The 15567-nt window shown below is 56.8% G+C and carries 20 protein-coding genes; 13 read left to right on the top strand and 7 right to left on the bottom strand.

Features of this window, described 5'->3' with window-relative positions:
- The first annotated feature begins 36 nt into the window (after positions 1 to 36).
- Entirely contained in the window at positions 37 to 1341 is a 1305-nt protein-coding gene (locus tag QMG93_RS17035) for a glycosyltransferase family 2 protein (RefSeq protein WP_281938442.1), read from the top strand.
- Here the strand turns inward: QMG93_RS17035 and QMG93_RS17030 are convergent.
- Entirely contained in the window at positions 1338 to 1541 is a 204-nt protein-coding gene (locus tag QMG93_RS17030) for a hypothetical protein (RefSeq protein WP_281938440.1), read from the bottom strand. The two genes, QMG93_RS17035 and QMG93_RS17030, sit on opposite strands and share 4 nt — an antisense overlap.
- Before the next feature lie 18 nt (positions 1542 to 1559).
- Positions 1560 to 2096 (bottom strand): hypothetical protein, encoded by a 537-nt coding sequence (locus QMG93_RS17025; RefSeq protein ID WP_281938438.1) that lies wholly within the window; start codon positions 2094 to 2096, stop codon positions 1560 to 1562.
- 165 nt (positions 2097 to 2261) lie between these two features.
- On the opposite strand from QMG93_RS17025, the gene QMG93_RS17020 reads away from it, so the two are divergent.
- Positions 2262 to 4883: a glycosyltransferase gene (locus tag QMG93_RS17020; RefSeq protein WP_281938436.1), complete on the top strand. Its 2622-nt coding sequence runs from the start codon at positions 2262 to 2264 to the stop codon at positions 4881 to 4883.
- Between the two features lie 137 nt (positions 4884 to 5020).
- Here the strand turns inward: QMG93_RS17020 and trxA are convergent, their stop codons facing one another.
- Positions 5021 to 5353, bottom strand: coding sequence for a thioredoxin (trxA, locus tag QMG93_RS17015; RefSeq protein ID WP_281938435.1), 333 nt, complete (start codon positions 5351 to 5353; stop codon positions 5021 to 5023).
- Positions 5343 to 5732, bottom strand: coding sequence for a MerR family transcriptional regulator (locus QMG93_RS17010; RefSeq protein ID WP_281938547.1), 390 nt, complete (start codon positions 5730 to 5732; stop codon positions 5343 to 5345). Before QMG93_RS17010 ends, trxA begins: the two co-directional genes overlap by 11 nt.
- 108 nt (positions 5733 to 5840) lie before the next feature.
- Between QMG93_RS17010 and QMG93_RS17005 the strand changes: the two genes are divergently transcribed.
- From QMG93_RS17005 to QMG93_RS16990, 4 genes are all read left to right on the top strand, one after another.
- On the top strand, positions 5841 to 6344 hold the full coding sequence (locus QMG93_RS17005) for a GNAT family N-acetyltransferase (protein ID WP_281938434.1): 504 nt from the start codon (positions 5841 to 5843) through the stop codon (positions 6342 to 6344).
- Between the two features lie 25 nt (positions 6345 to 6369).
- Positions 6370 to 6654, top strand: a complete 285-nt coding sequence (locus QMG93_RS17000; RefSeq protein ID WP_281938433.1) for a hypothetical protein — start codon at positions 6370 to 6372, stop codon at positions 6652 to 6654.
- 102 nt (positions 6655 to 6756) lie between these two features.
- Positions 6757 to 7356, top strand: a complete 600-nt coding sequence (locus QMG93_RS16995; protein WP_281938432.1) for a histidine phosphatase family protein — start codon at positions 6757 to 6759, stop codon at positions 7354 to 7356.
- Positions 7357 to 7439: 83 nt separating this feature from the next.
- Positions 7440 to 8696, top strand: a complete 1257-nt coding sequence (locus tag QMG93_RS16990) for an aspartate kinase (RefSeq protein WP_281938431.1) — start codon at positions 7440 to 7442, stop codon at positions 8694 to 8696.
- 1 nt (position 8697) lies between these two features.
- On the opposite strand, the gene QMG93_RS16985 is transcribed toward QMG93_RS16990, so the two are convergent.
- From QMG93_RS16985 to QMG93_RS16975, 3 genes are read right to left on the bottom strand one after another with little or no spacing between them, the layout of a single operon-like run.
- Positions 8698 to 9162: a DUF441 domain-containing protein gene (locus QMG93_RS16985; protein WP_281938430.1), complete on the bottom strand. Its 465-nt coding sequence runs from the start codon at positions 9160 to 9162 to the stop codon at positions 8698 to 8700.
- Positions 9163 to 9222: 60 nt separating this feature from the next.
- Positions 9223 to 9972, bottom strand: a complete 750-nt coding sequence (locus QMG93_RS16980) for a 2-phosphosulfolactate phosphatase (RefSeq protein WP_281938429.1) — start codon at positions 9970 to 9972, stop codon at positions 9223 to 9225.
- A 22-nt stretch (positions 9973 to 9994) separates the two neighbouring features.
- Complete coding sequence (locus tag QMG93_RS16975) at positions 9995 to 10834, bottom strand: phosphosulfolactate synthase (protein ID WP_281938428.1); 840 nt, start codon at positions 10832 to 10834, stop codon at positions 9995 to 9997.
- A gap of 137 nt (positions 10835 to 10971) precedes the next feature.
- Here QMG93_RS16975 and QMG93_RS16970 point away from each other — a divergent pair, with 137 nt between their 5' ends.
- The 7 genes from QMG93_RS16970 (at position 10972) to spoIIIAF (ending at position 15564) form a co-directional block, all read left to right on the top strand.
- A complete protein-coding gene (locus tag QMG93_RS16970) occupies positions 10972 to 11244 on the top strand; it encodes a YqhV family protein (RefSeq protein ID WP_090665576.1) in 273 nt (90 codons plus the stop codon).
- Between the two features lie 68 nt (positions 11245 to 11312).
- On the top strand, positions 11313 to 12299 hold the full coding sequence (spoIIIAA, locus tag QMG93_RS16965; protein WP_281938427.1) for a stage III sporulation protein AA: 987 nt from the start codon (positions 11313 to 11315) through the stop codon (positions 12297 to 12299).
- Positions 12300 to 12333: 34 nt separating this feature from the next.
- Complete coding sequence (gene spoIIIAB / locus QMG93_RS16960) at positions 12334 to 12852, top strand: stage III sporulation protein SpoIIIAB (protein WP_281938425.1); 519 nt, start codon at positions 12334 to 12336, stop codon at positions 12850 to 12852.
- Between the two features lie 34 nt (positions 12853 to 12886).
- The gene (gene spoIIIAC, locus QMG93_RS16955) at positions 12887 to 13090 is read left to right on the top strand and encodes a stage III sporulation protein AC (RefSeq protein ID WP_010499062.1); all 204 of its coding nucleotides are present in this window, start codon (positions 12887 to 12889) and stop codon (positions 13088 to 13090) included.
- 15 nt (positions 13091 to 13105) lie between these two features.
- Entirely contained in the window at positions 13106 to 13495 is a 390-nt protein-coding gene (spoIIIAD, locus tag QMG93_RS16950; protein ID WP_010499064.1) for a stage III sporulation protein AD, read from the top strand.
- A 63-nt stretch (positions 13496 to 13558) separates the two neighbouring features.
- Positions 13559 to 14791 (top strand): stage III sporulation protein AE, encoded by a 1233-nt coding sequence (gene spoIIIAE / locus QMG93_RS16945; protein WP_281938421.1) that lies wholly within the window; start codon positions 13559 to 13561, stop codon positions 14789 to 14791.
- Positions 14792 to 14820: 29 nt separating this feature from the next.
- Positions 14821 to 15564, top strand: coding sequence for a stage III sporulation protein AF (gene spoIIIAF, locus QMG93_RS16940; RefSeq protein WP_281938420.1), 744 nt, complete (start codon positions 14821 to 14823; stop codon positions 15562 to 15564).
- The last annotated feature ends 3 nt before the right edge of the window (positions 15565 to 15567 follow it).

Genomic DNA, 15567 nt, shown 5'->3' with positions numbered 1-15567 from the left:
ATCCGAAAGTGCAGATGACAGGAGGCCGTGCCCGAGATGCTGTTTATCGTGCTGGACTCGCGTCAAAGCGGACCTGCGGAGCAAACGCAAGCATCCGTCCGGGCCGTCTTCCCGGATAGCCGGTGCGTACTGCTGGAATCGCATGCTGCGGGCGGCATGAACGAAACTCTTGCCGATGATGATGATGACGAGCCTTGGTTTGCCGTGCTGTATGCGGGCGAGCGGCTGCTCCCGGCGTTTCGCCGCGAGATCGAGACTTGGGTCCGCTCGTTGGAGGAGAGCGATGCCGGTCTGCTGCTGCTCCCGGCGGCTGCGGACGGCCGTCGTCTGCCTGATGCCGGCGTGCCCAGAGGGCCTGTGCTTTGGCGAACCAAAGCGTGGAACAGTGGCCTGTCTTCGGGATTTGCCGGTCCTGAGCTGCTTCCGTTCGAACGGTATACCCTGGTGGAAAAGCAATACCAGTTAAGCGAGACATGGCATTGGCCGGAGCGGCAGTCCTTGGGGTGGCTGCCCGCTGTGCGGAATGTTCCCGTTTCCAAGAGAGCGGCAGACGAATGGCGCGAGGTTGCCCCGATCCTGAAAGGGCGGTATAGCGCGGCGATTCCCGGCAAGTCTCCGTTCGTATCGGTAGTCCTTTGTACATTCAATGATGCGGAATATTTGGTTTGGGCGATCCGAAGCGTTTGCGTACAATCGTACCCGCATTGGGAACTGCTCATCATGGACGACGGATCGACCGACGGCGCCGAGGAGACGCTGAGCGGCTGCCCTTTTTCGGCGGACCCCCGCATACGGTTCGTGCGCTGCGAGCGAAACATGGGGAAGTCCCATGCCTTGAATCGGGCGTTATCGATGGCCCGGGGCCGATGGCTCATTGAGCTTGACGCCGACGATTGGCTGACGCCGGACTGCTTGCATTTACTCGCCGGCAGGGCAGCGCAAGGAAGCGAAGCGGCCTTCCTCTACGGGAGGCACATGCTGTGGCACGAACGCCAGGACAAAAGCTTGATCATGGGACGAATCGGCGAGCGTCCGAAAGAGATGACGGTCGATTCGCTTCTGAAAGACGGGTTTCCGCTGGCTCCCCGCATGTACAACGTCCAAAGGCTGAAGCAACTGGGCGGCTGGCTGACCACGGACCCGTTCGAGGGGCGTTTGTTTGAAGACCTTCAGCTCCTGTCGCGTCTTCTGCCGTTCGGTCCGCCGAAGGAAGTGCCCGAAGTCATGTACCATCGAAGACTGCGAATGTCCAGCATAACCCACCGTGCCCCGGGGCGTTATGCCAAGTGGCTGCAGTGGATGAGGGAAACGCTGCCGGATGTAGGCCCGTCGCAAGATTAAGCCGCAAGAATGCGCACGAATTCTACATTTTGGATAAATACCGTTACTTGAGTCGTCGGAGAAGTGTAAGAAGGATTGGGGACCTGCACCGTAAAAAAGCCGTCTCCAACGCCGAGCAGCGTACCTTGCACGAATTGATTCGTCAAAAATGCTTCGATCTTTCTGCCGATGAAGGCGGCCAGCGCCTGCGTGAAATTCATGTCCTGCAGCCTCCCTTCTCAAGTTGCGGAATTTACTTTGGCATGAGGGATTAAGACAATGTCGCTGGTAGGCTCTTGGATTTGGACAAAATCGTGGCCTACCGCAGTCAGCATACCGGAGATGAAGCCTGCGTTCGATTCGATCGATACCGTCGTGCCGACGCGTCCGTGCAGCATTGTACGAACGGCACGGCTCGGGGCGGTGAGGCTCGCTACTTCCGCTTGCAAGCTGCTGATCTGAGTGGCGAATGTCTCCGTCTGGGCTGCAAACGCGGAGACTTGCCCGCTTAAGCCGTTCAGCGACTGCGTCGTTTGCGCTAACTTCGCGGCCAACTGCTTCTCTTGAGCGGAGACTTCGTTCACCTGTCCGGTAAGCCGGCTTACGTCGCGCGAGATTCGATGAAGGCGCCGGTTCAAGCTGGTAAATAGCCTGAGGAAACGGTGGCGGAGCCTGTTGATCATGTCTAATAAGGCCGGGCGTTTCTTCCGGGGAGCCGCCTTTTTGCGTACCGGAACGTTGGTGCTTTTCACGAAAAGGATTTGCCGTAAGGACACGGTCATCATACACTCCTTCCGAAATAGATACGTTGTACCATATGTCGGTCAAATGCGGATAGGAACTTGTCAGGTCCAAATTGATGAATTGACCCAATTTATGGAAGGGAACGGAACGGACGGTGACCGCCGTTTGATTCGGCAACGAAGGGGAGGTAGAGGAAGGTGACGGCAGAGACGAAACCGCACTTTCGTTCGGAATATCATTACAGGCAGCAGTATTATGCCAGCTTCCTGCATGGTCCGATCGATCCGCATGCAGCGGAAGTGATGAAGTTGATGGGGAACAAAGCATTCAAAGCGATCGTCGTATACCCCGAAGCCGTTCCCTGGGAGCCGCTCCAGCGTCCGCAGCAGCTGCTGAAAGAATTTGCCCGCCGAGGTTATCTTTGTTTCTTTTGCGATCCTACCGGCGAGCCATTTCAGCTTCGCGAAGCCGAGCCGAACCTTTTCGTCGTGAGCGGCGAAGCGTATTTGCTTCCAGCGCTGCGCAGCCAATCCGTTATTGTGTTGTGTACTTGGCTGATGCAGATGGCTTGGGCGGACTTATTGCCGCATAAGGTGCTTTGGTACGATGTGCTCGACTGTCTTGAATTTTTTTCGTTATACGATGAGAACATGCTGGAAAAGCACCGTCAAACGACGGTCCAAGCGGATATCGTGACCTATTCCGCGAAATTGCTGCAGAGCTATATGAAGGAACGGCCCGACGCCTATTATTTGCCCAACGCTGCGAGAATCGAAGATTTCGAAGTGCCACGGGGCTTCATTCCCGGAGATATGGCCCCGTTTGTCGCAGCAGGCTCCCCGGTCATCGGATATTTCGGAGCGGTGGAAGAATGGTTCGACGACGAGCTGGTGCTGGAACTGGCCCGCAGAAAGCCGGAGTGGCAGTTCATCATTATCGGCAAGCCGGGCATTCCCAGGGATAAACTCGATGCGCCCAACGTCCGCCTGCTTGGGATGAAGCCGTACCATCAACTGGTACATTATGGAAAATGGTTCCGTGCGGCCATCATTCCATTCCGCGTCAACGAAACGACCAACAGCGTGTCTCCCGTCAAATTTTTCGAATATGCAGCGCTCGGCCTTCCGGTCGTGTCAACGCCGCTGCTGGAGCTGACGGCGTACCGGACCGACATCCTGCGTCTGGCGGAAGGCGCCGACGAATTCGAAGCGGCGCTCGAATCGGTCCTGGCTCCCGAATTCGCTGCGGTAGCGGCCCGGGAAGGGGGGCGTTTCGCCGCAGGACACCAATGGTCGGAGCGGACGGATCAAGCGGAGCGTCTGCTGGAGGAGCGGCTGGGGGCCTGGAAGGCGTATGCCAATTACGATCCGGCCAGCAAGGCGGCGGTGATGACGGTTACCTTTCTGGATTATGAGGGGGAGAAGTTCTATAACGGCGGAGCGGAGCGGTATTTGACAGATTTGCATCGGCTGATGGAGCAGCAGGGGGTGCCGCTCACCGTCTATCAGTACGGCCATGATGCGTGGCTGCGCCGGGTTCGGGGCATCGACGTCGTGTCTTTATCCAGAGGCGGACAGGACGCGAAGCAATATACGATCCCCGCCGTCAAAACGTACAGCCGGTTGTTTCAGGAGCAAACGGCCGAGCGTTCGGCACTGACGGTCTATTCCGCCTTTTTTAACGCGTGGCCTTATGAAACGAGCGGTTCGGGCATCGGTATTATTCATGGCGTGAGCTGGGATAATCCGGATTGCAGTTATCCGGACGGGACGGTTTTCTGGGAAACGAACCGCCGTTTTATTGAAGGGGCCCGGCTGTGCGGAACGCTGGTGTCGGTAGATACGAATTCGGCGAACTGGCTGCAGACGGTCGATTATGCTTTGGGCCACACGATCAAAGTGATTCCGAACTATGTCGATACGGACGAATTCACGCCAAGACCCGATTACGACAAGCCGGGCGGCCGCATCGTCATCTTGTATCCCCGGAGATTGTACCATGCGAGAGGGCTGTACCTGGTGCTGGAAGTTATTGATCAAATTTTGCTTAAATATCCCAATGTCGATTTTCATTTCGTCGGGCAGGGGCTCGATGACGACCTTCGGCATGTAGATATCAAAATCAAACGGTGGCCCGGCCGCATTAAACGGTACTCTCTTAAGCTTGACGACATGCCGCAGGCTTACCGGCAGGCGGATATCTCGCTGATCCCGACGCTATACAGCGAGGGCACGAGCTTGTCCTGTCTGGAGGCGATGGCTTCCGGGAATGCGGTCATTGCCACCCGGATCGGCGGCTTAACGGACCTCGTCATCGACGGGTATAACGGGCTGCTCATCGAGCCGAACGCCCATGCCCTGAGGCAAGCGATCGGCAGCTTGCTGGACGATCCGGCGAAGCTCGTTTCATTCAAGCGAAAAGCGACCGAGGTCGCCGAGGTGTTCACCAAGAAGCGTTGGACCCGGCAATGGACTGACATTATCGCTTCCCATTGGCGCAGCTGTGCCGAATTGTCCGCCTCGCCCGGGCGCAGCCGGCTAATCGAGATTTGGTTGACCCGGTTCCCGTCGGAACAAAACGCAGGCCAAGCGATCGTGAGCTATTTGGCCGGAGGCGATTTGGTCTATGTCCGGGTAAAGGACGGGAAGGCGTACCGGTCCTGCAGCTTCGGCCGCTTGCAATGGCTGGACTGGGACGATCCGCAGCATGACGAGCCGGATGAGCTTATTGTGGAGCGGGGAATCGATCGGGAGTTCGGTCGTCCGGTCCGAACCTTGGTGATTGAACAAGGGGAATGGAGCATGGAGGCTGGCGGCTAAGGCGCGCCAGCCTTTTTGGGTTAGGCGAAGTTTCCGACAAAATCATCCGACATGCAGGGAATTCCACCATACGCCAAAATATGGTACGATGAACAGGAAGAGGTACGGATGGCGGAGTATAACCGGTGCCCGGCTGGTCAGCGGGAAGCCGCGGCCGAGTGTTTGGCAATCAAGCTACGGTATGTTTCTTTCGGCCTCAAGCCGACCAGCCTTTCGACAGGTTCGCCATCCTTGAGCAGGATGACCGTCGGCATCGACATCACCCCGAAGCGAGCCGCAATGTTCGGCGAAGCATCAACGTCCACCTTCAGAATCGTCACGCTCTCTCCCAGCTCTTGCCCGAGCTCCTCCAGCAGCGGGATCAGCCTTTTGCACGGCGGGCACCAGACGGCGGTAAAATCGACCAAGGTCAGTTCGGATTTGCGGATATCTCCGGAAAATTCGGCATCGTTGCTTGTTTTAAGACTCATCGTTCGTTCCCTCCATAGATTCGTTATCGGTTCGTTCCGATAGAATAGATTCGATGCGCTCCTCCAGATTGGACCTGATCCGGACCAGCGTCTGGATTTGCTCGTCGATTTCCTTCAGCTTCTGCTGATATACGGGCAATACCTCGTTGCAGAACGCTTCTTTGTTCAATAGCACGCAGTGCAGAAAACCGGCAATCTGCTCGGTAGACAAGCCCAGATTCAGATACAACCGGATCGTTTTGACCTGCTCTACGGCGAATTTGTGATATTCCCGGTAGCCGCTTTCGGTGCGGGCCGGCGTGATAAGCCCTTGCTTCTCGTAATAGCGGAGCGATCGGATGCTGGCTCCGGTCGCCTTGGACAGCTCGCCGATTTTCAGGGCCATCCCTCCTTCGGGTGAATTGCGGATCGTAGTTTTATTATAGACCGTGACATTGATGTCAGAGTCAATCGTTTTTTTACATCAATTAAAAAGTGAGGAGAAGTCATGCTACTTCGTAAATTGGAGCCTCAAGACGTGGAGGCATTTTGGAGCTTGCGGTTAAAATCGCTCAAAGAACATCCCGAATCGTTTGGATCGAACTACGAGGACGCGTCGCTTACCGGTATGGATGAGGTTCGCCGCCGTTTTCCGAATTCGGCGGACCAGTTTCTTCTGGGAGCGTTCGGTGAGAACAACGAATTGATGGGCATGATCGGCTTTCGCCGGGAGTCTTCGCGCAACCTGGCTCATAAGGGCATGCTGTGGGGAGTGTATGTGGATAGCGCCCATCAGGGGAAAGGAATCGCCACCGCGCTGCTTCGGCATGTGCTGGAGGAGGTACGCTCGCTGGATGGACTGGAGCAGGTTTATTTGGCTGTGGTAACCGTCAACGAACCGGCGGTTCGATTGTACCGTTCGGCCGGATTCGAAATTTTCGGCACCGAACCGAACGCGTTGAAAATCGGCGACGAGCACTATGACGAATATTGGATGGTATGCAAACTGTAGAACACGGATTCAAGGAGTGAATTGGATGGTTAAAACGATAAGGAACGCCCTTTTGTTCGCAGCGGCGGTTCATATTCTGTATGTTATCGTACAAGTCGTTTGGGGGATGCTTCTCACCATGCGATATGTACCGAAGATTGTCGACGCTTATTCGAGCAAGCAAGGGATGGAATCGCAGGTTTCTTTCGGACTGGCAGCGGGCCCGTCGGGATGGCTTTACGCGCTGACGTTCGCCGGCAGCGCCGCCTTTTACGCCTTCGCCCTGCAGCCGCTGCTGCAGAGATGGGCCAATCGACGGAACCGGCCGTAGCTTCCCGGGCGGCATTAACACTTGGTAGCATGGAGGACACGAAGGTTTCGTATACATGAACAGGAGCAGTTAGCCTTAAGCAAACGATGGACTGGGGGGAGCATGATGGATTTGGTATTCGTCATTCACGGTGAATCGCAGCATTCGCTCGGTTTGCCCGGAAGCCGGGAAATGAAGGACCCGCAGCTCACGGAACGAGGCAGAACGGAAGCGCTTCGGCTTCGAAGCTTGAAGCCGCTCTCGGATACGGACGCGGTCATTGCTGGTCCGACGCTGCGAATGCTCCAAACGGCGGAGCTTTGGTGTGAAGGCATGCCCGTCGACCGGATTGTTCATCCGCTCGCAGGTCCGCGTCAATATCCGTTCCGTTACGATTTTCATACGATGCCTTGTGACATGCCTTTGGAGCTTGGCCGGCTTGCGGGCCGGTTCCCCAAGTGGCAACTGCCGGCCGACTTGCCCGAATATTTGTGGCTGCAGGGCATTCATACGCTGCCGGGCCTGCTCTTCGCCCAACAGGCGGACCGCTTTCTTGCTTGGTGTCGCAATCTAGGCAAAGAACGGGTCTATGTCGTGACCGAGGCGGGAACGAGCCGAGCCTATCGGGCACATTTGGCAGAAGCGCGCTGTGGCAATATGATCAAATTGTTTACAATAATGGAAAAAGACGGAGGTTTCGCGTTATCCGTCTGCTCGGGTTGATATTTTACTATTTCAAGAGAGATAGGGCATATGATATAATAACTCACTAGTTATGTAAAAGTTTGCGTAGGGAGTGAGCAGCTTTGTCTCTGATAGTGATGAAATTCGGCGGGAGCTCCGTAGGTGACGCGGAGCGGATGAAGCGGGTGGCGAACCGCATCGTGGAAAGAAAGCTTGAAGGCCACGATTGTGTCGTCGTCGTTTCGGCCATGGGAGATACAACGGACGATTTGATCGATTTGTCCAAACAACTGTGCCCCGGCACGCCGCCGGCGCGAGAAATGGACATGCTGCTGACGACGGGCGAGCAGGTTTCGGTTGCGCTGCTGGCGATGACGATCCACAGCCTCGGGCACGAAGCCGTTTCGTTTACGGGCTGGCAAGCCGGCATGTACACGGAAGCGCTTCATGGCAAGGCGCGCATTACCGATATTCGCCCGGATCGTATCCGCAATGCGATCGCAGCCGGTAAAATCGTCATCGTTGCGGGCTTCCAGGGCATGACGGAGGAAGGCGAGATTACGACGCTCGGACGCGGCGGGTCGGATACGACGGCCGTAGCGCTGGCGGCCGCCATTGAAGCGGACGTGTGCGAAATTTTCACCGATGTGGACGGCATTTATTCGACCGATCCGCGGATCGTGAAGTGCGCGCGCAAGCTGAACGAAATTTCGTACGACGAAATGCTGGAGCTTGCCAATCTCGGAGCGGCGGTTCTGCATCCGCGCGCCGTGGAATACGCCAAAAATTACAATGTACAGCTGGTCGTCAGATCCAGCTTCAATCATAATGAGGGCACGAAAGTGAAGGAGGAAGCGGCGATGGAACAAGGCATCGTAGTACGCGGCATTGCTTACGACAAAAATGTGGCGAGAATCAGTATTTTGGGAGTGGAAGAAAAGCCGGGGCAATTGGCTAAAGTGTTCTCTGCCTTGGCCAAAGCGCAAATCGATGTGGATATCATCGTCCAAAGCGGCGTACAGAACGGTCTCGCCGATTTCTCCTGCACCGTATCGCTGTCCGATCAAGAGAAGGCGCTTCAAGTCATCGAAGGGATTCGTCCGGAAGTCGGCTTCCGTCAAGTGACCTCCGAAACCAATCTGGTCAAAGTATCCATCGTTGGTGCGGGCATGGTTAGTACGCCGGGCGTAGCTGCGAAAATGTTCGAGGTCATCTCCGAGCTTGGCATCAGCATTCTGCTGGTGAGCACGTCCGAAATCAAGACGTCCTGCGTCATTGAAAACGGCCGTCTGAACGAAGTGATCGCGGCACTGCACAGCGCTTACGGCCTGGATACGGATCAGACCGTATTTGTAGGCGGCCCTTCCGAAAGAAGATAAGCTAACGCAGCTTATCGAAGACGAACGTAAACAGCTTCAACAGAAAAGCGGTAATTCCGGCGGCCATCAGCGGCCCGACCGGAATGCCTTTCAAAAAAACAATCCCGAAAATGGACCCAATGACAAGACCCACAATCAATTGTGGGTCTATTTTTAATAACTCCAAGCCTTTGCCATTCATGTACGTTGCGATTGCGCCCCCGACCAAAGCCAAGATCCCCGGCCAAGTGGTGAACATCGACGTCACGTCTTTAATCGAAATCCGTTCGCTGGCGAACGGAACCAATACCCCCATCGTCAAAAACAGCAGCCCGAGCTCCAGTCCTCTCCGTTCGATGGTAGGCAAATACCGTTCCAAACTGATGAGCTTAATAATCAACAGCACGCACGCCGCTGTTGTAATAATATGGGAGCGACCGATCAGACCGATGATAATCAGCGCCACCAGCAAAATGTCTCCGTTCATGGTCAGGCCCCTTGTCCAATGGTTTCCTTTCCAGTGTATGAACGAGGGCTTGGTTTAGAACTAGAACGGGGCGGAGGCTTGCTCCGGCTCCAGCTTCCCGGCACGCACGACAGGAGCCAAGGGCAATAGGTCGATTTGCGAGCAGTACGTCACATCGTCCCGGAAGCCGAGCTTGGTCAGCCGTCGTCCGCCTGCGCAGGAGAGCAGCATTTCGGTCAGACGGTCCTGTACTTGCCGGTAGGCGTGAAGCATGGCCAGGCCGAAATCGCCGACCGTCTGTGCGGCTGCCGGACTGTCCGGATCGCAGCCCGACAACTGGAGCAACTCGTGCACAAGCAGACCGGCGCACAGGCCGTCTTCCAGCGAGAACACGTCCTGGGCTCCAGAGCAGACCAGCATGATTTCCTGGTCCAGCGAGGCCGCCTTGCGGGCGCAGGCCCCGGCGTTCAGGAAAGCGCCGATCAGCACGTGGTCCGCTTTCCTGGCCTTATGAATCGCCCGGGTGCCGTTTGTCGTCGTCATGATTAACGTTTTGCCGGACACGGCTTCAGGCGTATACTCCAGAGGAGAATTGCCGAAGTCGAAGCCGGGAATTTTTTTGCACGAACGTTCGCCTCCGAGCAAAGTTCCAGGACTTTGCAAGCTCTTTGCCTGGCTCACCGTTTCGACCGGGACAAGCGTCCGGCATCCCCCGGCAAGCGCTGTCAGCATCGTGGAGGTCGCACGAAGCACATCGATGACGATAACGGTTTTGTGCTGTAGATCGTCGGATCTCGCTTCGTTAATGGAGGCGATCACTTGAATATTCATGGAAACCGGACCTCCTTCCGCTTCAAATTTGCCAATCCCATGCATGGCCGACGGCTGCGGATTGCAGCCCTTCGGGAAGCATCGTATCCGAACGGAGCCCCCGGCGGAGCGCTTCGAGCGAGATGACGTCCGAGGGAGCGACGTTGCCCAGATGAACGTCGGCTCCCAGCATTTGCATCAGATGCACCTGCTGCTCCTTTTGCGGCGCTTCCCAGAGCAGAACGTCTGGACTCGGCACCTGCCTGAGCACCTGCGCGATTTCCTTATCCTTGCAAGCGCCTTGAGCGTCGTAGATGCCGACGCCTTTGCCGGATTCCCGGCCTTCGATCGTGACAAGCGCGGCACCAAGCCCGGTATCCACAATCACCGTCTCAATCAATGCGTCCAATTCGATCGTGGAGCCCCAGCCTTTTTTCCCGTATTCGGTGATGACGGTGAGTCCTGCTTCCACACCTCGGGAGATCAGCTCGCTGCGCAAACTCCGGGGTACCTCGATAGTTCCGTCCGACACTTCCACACCGCTGAAGCCCATGTAAGCTGCCATATCAAAGTAGTGGTCGACCGCATTCTGCCGAATCGCCACCTCCAGAAACGTACCTCCAGGGTAGACGATAATGTCGTGGGCTTTGGCCATTTCGATTTTTCGCTTAAGCAACTCCGTCTTATAAAGCGGCGAGGTGCCGAATCCGATTTTCAGCATGTCGATATAGACGCCTGCCGTCTGCAGCAAATCCTCAAGCGCATGAAGCCCAAGGCCTTTGTCGATCACCATCGTTTTGCCTAAGGCTCGCGGCTTCTCCGTACGACGCCCGGTCGGATCGCTGAGCAGGGTGTTCCACTGCAGCGCTGATGTAACCTCCATCTTGTATCGCCTCGCAGTAACTTTAAAGTTGAATTACGGTGTCATCATATGCATTTTGGGCGAATGGTGTGCCCCGCAAGCCTAAAATAAGACGAGCCCGCATAACATGACATAAGGAATGCGAAGGGGGGAAACGCATGTCGGTCATTAATAAAATCGTCCTCAGTATGGCGCTGATCCGAATCTTTTCGGGGAGCATCGAGATCATGGCGGGGCTGCTTATGCTGCGCTACAACCAGATTGAGAAAGCGCTTCTGGTCAATTCTGGCCTAGCGCTGGTCGGGCCTTTCGTGCTGCTTACGACAACGACGATCGGACTCGTGGGGATGGCAGATAAGCTGTCGGCGGGCAAAATGCTTTGGGTGCTTATCGGCGTGAGCTGTATTTTTATTGGAATCTTAAAAAAGTAATCGGTCATAGTTCAGTAGATTGCATCATACATATGATTGTAAAAGATGGACAGCTTGGAGGGATAACCATGATCCGGTCGCTGCTGCCGTTCTTCTCTGCCGCTATGCAGCAGATCCTAGCAACTCTACCAACCCGCACTACCGCCGAGCTGCAAGAAATCCGGATCCGCGAAGAGAGGCCCCTGGAAGTCGTCTGGGCCTCAGGCTGCGGCTTCGTATCGGACAAGGGCGAATTGTGCGCCGATCCCGGGCAAGCCTACCGGCCGACGCGCCGGGACTGTGCGGAGCTGCTGGAGCAGCTAACGCAGCATTCGATGTACACGTTCGAGGAGGAACTGAAGCGGGGATTCATTACCGTTGCCGGCGGACACCGGATCGGCCTCGCCGGACGAACCGTCCTGGAACAAGGAAAAGTGAAATACATCAAGGATGTCAGCGGCTTCAACGTACGGCTGGCGCGGGAATGGAAAAATGCCGCCAAGCCGGTCCTTCCCTATCTGCTCGAACCGGGCGGCGAGCGGGTGTACCGCACGCTGATCGTCTCTCCTCCGCAGCAGGGAAAGACGACGCTCGTCCGCGATCTGGCCCGATTGCTGGGCACGGGAGGAGCGGACAACGGCTTGCGCCGGTCCTTCAAGATTGGCATCGTCGACGAACGGTCCGAGATTGCCGCTTGCGTCAAAGGGGTGCCCCGCTTCGATGTCGGGTACCGGACGGACGTGCTGGACGGCTGTCCGAAGGCGGAAGGCATGATGATGATGATCCGCTCCATGTCGCCGGAGGTGCTGATTGCCGACGAGATCGGTCGGGCCGAGGACGCGCTTGCGATCCACGAAGCGCTGCATGCCGGCGTCGGCGTCATCGCTACCGCCCACGGCCGGGACGCCGCAGAGCTCAGGCGTCGCCCGATCCTGCGCGAGCTGCTCGAAGACGGCGTGTTCGACCGCTTTGTTGTACTGACCAGACCGCCGGGAGCGGGCCCGGAAACGGCCGTTTATGACAAGCAGAACAAACGGCTGGACGACAGGCTGGCTTGGAGAGGGGGGCTGAGCTGATGAAACGAACCGGCGAAGAAGACGAGGACCCCGCATGCTGAAGCTGCTTGGCGCCATGCTGATTTTGCTGGCAGGCACACTGTTCGGCTTTTACCAAGCTTCCCAATTGTCGCGCCGGCCGAGGCAAATCGCCGATCTGATCCGCATGCTGCAGCGGCTGGAAACGGAAATCGTCTACGGCTTCACGCCGCTGTCGGACGCGCTCCGGCGCGCCGCAAGAGCGGACGACTCCCCGGCGGGCGCTTTGTTTACAGCCGCTGCGGAGGAACTCGGCAAGCCCGGCGGCCTTTCCGTACAGGCCGTCTGGGAACAGGCGGTCAGCCGGGGATGGAAAACGACGTCGATGAAAGCGGCGGAGCGGGACATTTTGCTGCAGCTTGGCTCTACACTGGGGCTGACGGACCGCGATGACCAGGTGAAGCACCTGAGGCTCACCGTCAGCAGTTTGCAAGGGGAAGCGGACATTGCGCGGGACGAGCGGGAGCGGTACGAGCGGATGTGGAAAAGCCTCGGCCTGCTGATGGGCGCGTTAGTCGTCATTTTAATGTATTAGAAGCAGAGCCAGGCTTAAGGGTGAGGTGCCGCCAATGAACGTGGACGTAAACGCGATATTCCAGATCGCCGGCATCGGCATCATTATCGCAATGATTCATACCGTGCTGAAGCAGATGGGCAAAGAAGATATGGCGCATTGGGTCACCGTGATCGGCTTCGTCGTCGTGCTGTTTATGGTGGTCCGGCTGCTGGACAGCTTGTTTAAAGAGATCAAGACGATTTTTCTCTTCCAATAAAAGCAGGTGAAGCCCGTGGAGATCATTCAAATCGTAGGGCTCGGGTTGGTGACAACCGTGCTGGTGCTGATCATCAAGGAACAAAAGCCGATGTTCGCCTTTCTGCTGACGGCCTTCACCGGCATTACGATCTTTCTCTTTCTGATCGGCAAAATAACCGCCGTGATCGGAGTGCTGGAGGAGCTGGCCAACAAGGCGAACATCAACCTGATTTTTCTCAAAACGATTCTGAAAATCATCGGCATCGCCTACATTGCCGAATTCGGCGCCCAGATCGTGCGGGATGCCGGCCAGGAAGCGATCGCCTCCAAAATCGAGCTGTCCGGCAAAGTTCTCATTATGGTGATGGCGATTCCGATCGTCTCGGCCATCATCGAAACGGTCGTCAAGCTGCTTCCCGCGTAGCTCCGGAGATAGGCAGCACGGCATGAAAAAGCGGGTGGAGGCGAAGCGATGAGGCGGCGCTGGATGCAAGGGTTACGACATTCATGCGGGAGACTGGCTGCCTGCGGCGCGCTCCGGCTTAGACTGCTGCTAGGCGCGGCGTTCCTCACGGCGCTCCTGTTGGACGGAGGCGCTGGCTGCTGCGGCACCGCTTATGCCGCCGTACCGGCGGAAGAGCTGATCCGGGAGCAGGCGCAGCGGCTGCCGCTCGATCAGGTCGAGCAATTCTGGAGCCGGCTGACCCGGCAGTACGGCGGATATTTTCCGGACAGCCGGGCCCCGAGCTTCATGGAGCTGCTGCTCGGAGCCAAGGATTTCGGCCTCGGCTCGGTTTTCTCGGGACTGTTCAAATATTTGTTTCACGAGCTTCTCTACAATGGCAAGCTGCTCGTTTCCATCGTCATTCTTACCGTGTTCAGCATGCTGCTGGAAACGCTGCAAAGCTCCTTCGAGAAAAATAACGTCAGCAAAATCGCCTACGCCATTTCGTTTCTGGTCCTGATGATTATGGCGGTCAACAGCTTCAGCGTCGCGATCGGCTATGCGAAATCGGCGATCACCGATATGATCCACTTCATGATCGCCGTTGTGCCGCTGCTGCTCACGCTGCTCGCCTCCATGGGCAACGTGGTGACGGTCACCGTCATGCACCCGCTGATCGTGTTCATGATCCACGCCGTCGGGACAGCGATCTACTTCATCGTATTTCCGCTGCTGTTTTTCTCGGCGGTGCTGCATATCGTCAGCTCGCTGTCGGACAAATACAAGGTGACCCAGCTTGCCAATTTGCTGCGGAATATCAGCGTAGGGTGTCTTGGAGTTTTCGTTACGGTATTTTTGGGGGTCGTTTCGGTACAAGGCATCGGCAGCGCTGCGGCGGACGGGGTGACGATCCGGACGGCCAAGTACATTGCCGGCAACTTCGTGCCAGTGGTCGGGCGGTTGTTCTCGGACGCCTCGGAGACCGTGATCGGTGCTTCGCTGCTGGTGAAAAATGCGGTAGGGCTGGCGGGGGTTGTCATTCTTCTGGTGCTCTGCGCCTTCCCGGCGCTCAAAATATTAACGCTTGCCTTCATCTATAATGTATCGGCTGCGGTGATGCAGCCCTTGGGAGATAACCCGATGATCACGTGCTTGGAAACGATTGGTAAAAGTTTGATATTCGTATTTGCAGCGCTCGCCGTCGTCGGTCTCATGTTTTTCCTGGCGATCACCATCGTGATTGCCGCTGGCAACGTATCCGTCATGATGCGCTGAATCGCGCCCCGCGAAGGAGAGGATGACGATTGGACTTCCTGAGCGGGTGGCTCAAGTCGATCGTCATGGTCATCTTGCTCGCCACCTTCGTCGACCTGCTGCTGCCGAACCAGTCGATGCAGCGCTACGTCAAAACCGTGATCGGCCTGTTCCTGCTGCTCACGCTGCTGCAGCCGCTTTTCTCGCTGCTTGGCCAACGGTCGCAATTGGATGAGCGAGTCAAGGATGCGCTGTTCAAAAGCGGCGCGACGAGCCCGGAACGGCCGGCGGGCGGGGCAAGCGGAGAGGTCGAGTCGCTGCCCGTCACCCTGCAGCGGGCTGAAGCGCTGAAAACCAAGCAACAGGAGCAATCGCGCAAGCTGGTGGAGGCGCAGGCTGCCGATCTGATGAAGCGAAGCATCGAGCGGAAGGCCGAGGTGAAGGTGCGAAGCATTCAGGTCGAGACCGCCGCCGACAGCGAAGGCCGGCTTGTCATCCGCAGCGTCTCTCTCGCCTTGGAACCGCAATCGCCGGTTGCGTCCGTTACGGATACGGCTTCAAGTCCGGGTACAGGGATCGAGCCGGTTAAACCGGTGGAGCCCGTTGCAGGTGTCGATATCCGCATCGGAGAGCCGCAATCGAGGCCTGTTTCCCGGATAAGCAGCAGGGAATCGGATGAAAATAAGCTATCGCCTGAATGGTTGCAGAAAAAGACGCAAATATTACTGATGTTGGAGCAGGATTGGCAGGTGGGCGAAGACCAAATCCGGCTGGAGCTGGCGGCGGGGAGGTGATGC

Origin of the sequence: Paenibacillus tyrphae, assembly GCF_027925525.1 — a bacterium.
GTDB lineage: Bacteria > Bacillota > Bacilli > Paenibacillales > NBRC-103111 > Paenibacillus_G > Paenibacillus_G tyrfis_B.
The sequence above is the reverse complement of the archived record's forward strand: the minus strand, read 5'-3'. Positions and strand labels throughout refer to the sequence as shown.

Bases quoted from the DNA above. Each gene is read 5' to 3' on its own strand.
- QMG93_RS17035 (WP_281938442.1), top strand. From the start codon at position 37: ATGCTGTTTATCGTGCTGGACTCGCGTCAAAGCGGACCTGCGGAGCAA.
- QMG93_RS17030 (WP_281938440.1), bottom strand. From the start codon at position 1,541: ATGAATTTCACGCAGGCGCTGGCCGCCTTCATCGGCAGAAAGATCGAA.
- trxA (WP_281938435.1), bottom strand. From the start codon at position 5,353: ATGAGTCTTAAAACAAGCAACGATGCCGAATTTTCCGGAGATATCCGC.
- QMG93_RS17005 (WP_281938434.1), top strand. From the start codon at position 5,841: ATGCTACTTCGTAAATTGGAGCCTCAAGACGTGGAGGCATTTTGGAGC.
- QMG93_RS17000 (WP_281938433.1), top strand. From the start codon at position 6,370: ATGGTTAAAACGATAAGGAACGCCCTTTTGTTCGCAGCGGCGGTTCAT.
- QMG93_RS16995 (WP_281938432.1), top strand. From the start codon at position 6,757: ATGATGGATTTGGTATTCGTCATTCACGGTGAATCGCAGCATTCGCTC.
- QMG93_RS16985 (WP_281938430.1), bottom strand. From the start codon at position 9,162: ATGAACGGAGACATTTTGCTGGTGGCGCTGATTATCATCGGTCTGATC.
- QMG93_RS16980 (WP_281938429.1), bottom strand. From the start codon at position 9,972: ATGAATATTCAAGTGATCGCCTCCATTAACGAAGCGAGATCCGACGAT.
- QMG93_RS16975 (WP_281938428.1), bottom strand. From the start codon at position 10,834: ATGGAGGTTACATCAGCGCTGCAGTGGAACACCCTGCTCAGCGATCCG.
- QMG93_RS16970 (WP_090665576.1), top strand. From the start codon at position 10,972: ATGTCGGTCATTAATAAAATCGTCCTCAGTATGGCGCTGATCCGAATC.
- spoIIIAA (WP_281938427.1), top strand. From the start codon at position 11,313: ATGATCCGGTCGCTGCTGCCGTTCTTCTCTGCCGCTATGCAGCAGATC.
- spoIIIAB (WP_281938425.1), top strand. From the start codon at position 12,334: ATGCTGAAGCTGCTTGGCGCCATGCTGATTTTGCTGGCAGGCACACTG.
- spoIIIAC (WP_010499062.1), top strand. From the start codon at position 12,887: ATGAACGTGGACGTAAACGCGATATTCCAGATCGCCGGCATCGGCATC.
- spoIIIAE (WP_281938421.1), top strand. From the start codon at position 13,559: ATGCAAGGGTTACGACATTCATGCGGGAGACTGGCTGCCTGCGGCGCG.